Genomic DNA, 4,080 nt, shown 5'->3' on the forward strand with positions numbered 1-4,080 from the left:
GCTCCCCTTCGACCAGGTACGGCGCGAACGAGGCCGTCGCCGTGAGTACCGGCGCGGCGAACAGCGACGAGAGTGCGGCGAGTACGGCAAGCTCGGGGATCGTGCGCGCGAACGCGACCGCGATGGCGGCCGGCACGAAGGCGATCTCGCCGAACACGAGTACGCGCCGCGGACCGTACCGGTCCACGAGGATCCCGCCGACCGTGCTGCCCGCCATCATCGCCAGCGCGTGGACGCCCATCACGACCGCCAGCTGCGCCGCGGTGCCGTGCAGGTCCCATGCGGCCTTGCCCCACAGGCCGACGAAGAACGCGGCCTCGCCGCCGGCCCGCGAGATGAAGCGGGCCGCAACGACGCGGGCTATGTCGGTGCGGCGGGCGATGCCGATCGCCTCACTTCCGCTCGAGCGGCCTTCGCGGGCGGTGTCTCACACGCTAGCAGACCGCCGCGGCGCGGCGATTGTGCTCGCCATGCGGGTTGCGGCATCATCGGCGGCAGGAGGTGCTCACGTGGACTGGATGCTGCTCGGAGCGGGTGCCATCGCCGGTGCCATCGCGGGCTGGGGATACGGTGCGGCGCTCGGACCGCTCGTCGCGACGCGGCGTGCCGCGTGGTTCTGGGTCGCCGCCGTCATCGGCATGCTCGTGGGCGTGGGGGTGGCGATCGTCGGCCGGCTGACCGGGGTCGAGGCGGGCGTATGGGCCGGATTCGCGTTCGCGGCCGTCTCGGCCAGCGCGCTCAAGTGGCGCTCGGGCAAGGTGCCCGGCGTCCGGGCGGGTATCCGCGACGACTGAGCCCGCGCTTCGGCCGGTTCACCCGAGGCGCGGGGCGTGTTCACACGGACTTCACCCTCCGGCGGGATAGTGCGTCGTGAAGGGCTCGCGAGACGGGCCAAGAGACGCACAGGAGGTGTCACGAGTCATGAGCAAGGGAAGCATCGCCGCGATCGTCATCGCGTCGCTGGTAGCAGGCCTGTTCGCGGGCGTGATCGGGACGACGGCGGTCGGGTTCGTCGGACGGGCGGTCGTCGGCCGGCATGCGGGGATGATGCGCGGGCAGTTCGCCGGCGGGCAGGACACGTTCGGCGACGGCAGCGGCGCCGGCATGATGGCGCAGCGCGGCCGCATGGGCGGGCGCGGCGCGGGCATGATGGGTCGCCGTGGTGAGCGAGGCAACCGGCAAGGCGGCGGAGCGCCGCGGGGCGGCGGGCCCGGTGCGGGCGCGGCGCAGGGCGCGTGTCCCAGCTGCGGCGCGAGCGGCATTCCGACGGACGCGCTGGTCCCGGCTCCGTAGCCGGGGAGATTCCCCGGTCACGCACCGAGGGCCGGTCGCCTGTGATGGCGGCCGGCCCTCGTCTTGCGTTCGCGCCGCGTGCTCCTCAGCGGCGGCCGAGGATCTCCTCGATCCGGTCGGGGTGGAAGTCGACGCAGACCTCGCCGGAGTCGGCGATCTCGAACGTCGGCGTGTGGAGCCGGCCTTCGTTCAGGTCGGCGGCCCGCTGCCGCGCCTCCGGGTCCGTCGTGACGTCGACCTCGACGTACTCGATGCCCTCGGCGTCGAGCCACGCGCGAGCGCGGCGGCAGTCGGGGCAGTACGGCGTGCAGTACATGAGCAGCGAGCCCGCCTCGGGGACGTCCTCGGCACCCTCGGCGGCCGGCTTGGCGAGCGGCGGCGGGACCTCGACGCCGGCCGCGGCGGCCAGCTCGGCGAAGAGGACCTCGTTGTCGGGCTGGTCGGCGATGTCGTGGACGTCGATGTAGGTGATCAGCCCCTCGGCGTCGATGACGAAGATGGCGCGCTCCGAGTGGCCGTCGGCGTCCCGGAAGACGCCGTAGAGCTGTGCGACGTGCCCGTGCGGCCAGAAGTCCGAGATGAGCGGGAACTCGATGCCGCCGAGCGACTCGGCCCACGCCTTCATGCACGGGACGTGATCCACGCTGGCGCCGATGACCTCGGCGTCGATCGCCTCGAACCGGGCCAGTTCGGCCTGGTACGAGGGGATCTGGTTGGTTCAAACGGGGGTCCAGGCGAGTGGGAAGAACGCGAGCGCGACCGGGCGGCCGCGCAGCGCGGAGAGCGTGACCGGTTCGTCGAGGTGCGAGGGGAGCGTGAAGTCCGGGGCGAGGTCGCCCACGCGCAGGTGTGTCATGTCGTGATGCCGCCTTCCGCCGGGGCGCGGGCGGGGCCCGCGCCACGTAGGGAACATTCCCCGTTCCGTGTGTGGCGTGCGTGGAGGGTTGCCGAGCGGCGGAGCCCGGCCTGTGTCATCATCGCGGGAGGAGCGGCGCGCATCAGGACGGCGCCGCCGAACGATCCGCAAGGGGGCACCACCATGGCCGACGAGGCCCATTCTCTCGCAGTGTTCATCGACTTCGAGAGTCGGTAGCGTCCCCAGCCTTCAATCCGTGTTCCCCCTGCTAGAGAGTGGTGTCCGCGGCGGCTGCGAAGTCCGCGGCGCGCGAAATGGCAATGACACAAAGAGCAGAAGGCGGTCGTCGTGACAACCCGTACACCGATGCCAATCCTCTCGACTAGCACGATGTTCTCGAGGCCGCAGGTCAGTTGGCGATTCGTTTGCCGTGCTAGATCGAGTCGCACCCCATGACCCTGCCGCCGTTGTTGCCCATTGTCGTGGTGTGGCTAGCGGGGTTTGCCGCGGGCGCTGCGCTGTTCGCGGGACATCCGCGGGACGAGCGCGTCAGCACCGCGCAGAAGCGCGGCCCGTCGATTCGGACACGCCGTCGCGTTGGCGCGAAGGCGCACATCTTTCGGACGGCTTTGTTCTGCTGTGCCTACGCTGCCATCGGCGGTGGGGCGGTTGCTGCTGGACTCGGCATCCAAGGTCGCATCCTAGCCTCGACGGGCTACTCAGGAGTCGAGTGGCCGCTGGCAGCGCTGCTACTCTGCTTCTCACTGCTGGTGGTCGTGAGTGAGGTGCAGAAGCGCATGGCAGATGCGGAGGGACCTTTCCAGGGCGCTGATGGGCTGGTTGACGACCAGAACAGAGAGAGTGACGACTACTAGCTGTCAGCGCTCACGGGCGTCAATGCATCGCTCGGGACGCCTCGTGGCCGTCTCAGGCGACCTTCGGTGACGTGGCGGACGACGCGAGGCTCGCCGTAGACGGCCTGATGGCATACTGCGAGCGGAGGTGGTCGGCGTGGTGACCGACGGCACGGCCTCGAACCCCATCCGCTCCCTGCGCGCCCCCGGAGGCCGTTCATGATGTCGCCGAGTGGCAGCAGCGCGCTTCGCTTCGCCTATCGCGGTCCGTATCCGACGCTGCTGGTGGGCTACTGCTTGGTCGTACCGGTATCCGTGTTCGTGCTCGAGTGGTTGCTGCGCGCAGGTGTCCTCGATGCGTCGTTGTGGATGGGTCTCACTGGCGTGTGCGTTGCCGGCGCGGCGATTGGCATCATCGAGGCGGCTACGGGCGAATGGGAGTGGTCGATCGATGAGACATCGGTGGCCGTTCGCCGCACTGGGCCGCTCCAGCCAAGTTTCGAGTCTGCGGGGACTCGGAGGCCGTGGACGGCGATTCAGGCGGTGCGAGTCGTTCCGCCTGCGCTGGTGCCGACTTCGCTCGGCGGTGGCATCGCTGTCAGGCTGGGTCGGTCGGGAAAGGCCCATGGCGACCTTGAACTCCATCCGACGTGTGTTCATGGTGCAGACGCTCGCGTGCGGGCACTGGATGCAGTCATCGAGAGGGTGATTCCGGGCGCGGTCGACCCGAGCGTGCTGCTCCTGAGGCTCATGATTGACGGCGCCGCACGGGGGCGGGTCACTTCCCGAGACGCTCGTGTTTGTGCTGCTCTGGAATGCGCGGAGCGGTGTCGTGTGGTTCGCGCTCGCTGGCGCTTGATGGCCTGTCGTCGTTCCGGGCTGCTCACCACAGACGAGTTCGGCGTTATGGCCGCGGTTGCGTATCTGGCGGGAGACCGAGCTACCGCGGAGCGATGCGCGAGGGCTGTGTTGGCCCAGAGTCCCGGTCACGCGCTCGCGGAAATAGTCGTGGGGCTGTGCCTCAGGACGCGTAGCGTCGAGGCGTTCGAGGTGGGGACCTTGTCCGACGTGCGGAGT

Annotated in this window: 6 protein-coding genes; 3 read left to right on the top strand and 3 right to left on the bottom strand. The window is 69.8% G+C overall.

Features of this window, described 5'->3' with window-relative positions:
* The coding region (locus FDZ70_07195; GenBank protein ID TLM74395.1) for an MFS transporter at positions 1-241 on the bottom strand (241 nt) is incomplete at its 3' end.
* 268 nt (positions 242-509) lie between these two features.
* On the opposite strand from FDZ70_07195, the gene FDZ70_07200 reads away from it, so the two are divergent.
* Positions 510-794 carry a hypothetical protein gene (locus FDZ70_07200; GenBank protein ID TLM74396.1) on the top strand — a complete coding sequence of 95 codons (285 nt, stop codon included), beginning with the start codon at positions 510-512 and terminating at the stop codon, positions 792-794.
* A 127-nt stretch (positions 795-921) separates the two neighbouring features.
* Positions 922-1,293, top strand: a complete 372-nt coding sequence (locus tag FDZ70_07205) for a hypothetical protein (GenBank protein ID TLM74397.1) — start codon at positions 922-924, stop codon at positions 1,291-1,293.
* An 85-nt stretch (positions 1,294-1,378) separates the two neighbouring features.
* Here FDZ70_07205 and FDZ70_07210 read toward each other — a convergent pair whose 3' ends face one another.
* Complete coding sequence (locus FDZ70_07210; GenBank protein TLM74398.1) at positions 1,379-1,936, bottom strand: redoxin domain-containing protein; 558 nt, start codon at positions 1,934-1,936, stop codon at positions 1,379-1,381.
* 75 nt (positions 1,937-2,011) lie between these two features.
* Complete coding sequence (locus FDZ70_07215) at positions 2,012-2,149, bottom strand: redoxin domain-containing protein (GenBank protein ID TLM74399.1); 138 nt, start codon at positions 2,147-2,149, stop codon at positions 2,012-2,014.
* 452 nt (positions 2,150-2,601) lie between these two features.
* On the opposite strand from FDZ70_07215, the gene FDZ70_07220 reads away from it, so the two are divergent.
* A complete protein-coding gene (locus tag FDZ70_07220) occupies positions 2,602-3,024 on the top strand; it encodes a hypothetical protein (protein ID TLM74400.1) in 423 nt (140 codons plus the stop codon).
* Positions 3,025-4,080: the final 1,056 nt, after the last annotated feature.

This window comes from Actinomycetota bacterium (genome assembly GCA_005774595.1).
Classification (GTDB): Bacteria; Actinomycetota; Coriobacteriia; order Anaerosomatales; family D1FN1-002; genus D1FN1-002.

What these genes read in the sequence shown, in the direction of transcription:
- FDZ70_07205 (TLM74397.1), top strand. Translation starts at nt 922, where the DNA reads ATGAGCAAGGGAAGCATCGCCGCGATCGTCATCGCGTCGCTGGTAGCA.
- FDZ70_07215 (TLM74399.1), bottom strand. Translation starts at nt 2,149, where the DNA reads ATGACACACCTGCGCGTGGGCGACCTCGCCCCGGACTTCACGCTCCCC.
- FDZ70_07220 (TLM74400.1), top strand. Translation starts at nt 2,602, where the DNA reads ATGACCCTGCCGCCGTTGTTGCCCATTGTCGTGGTGTGGCTAGCGGGG.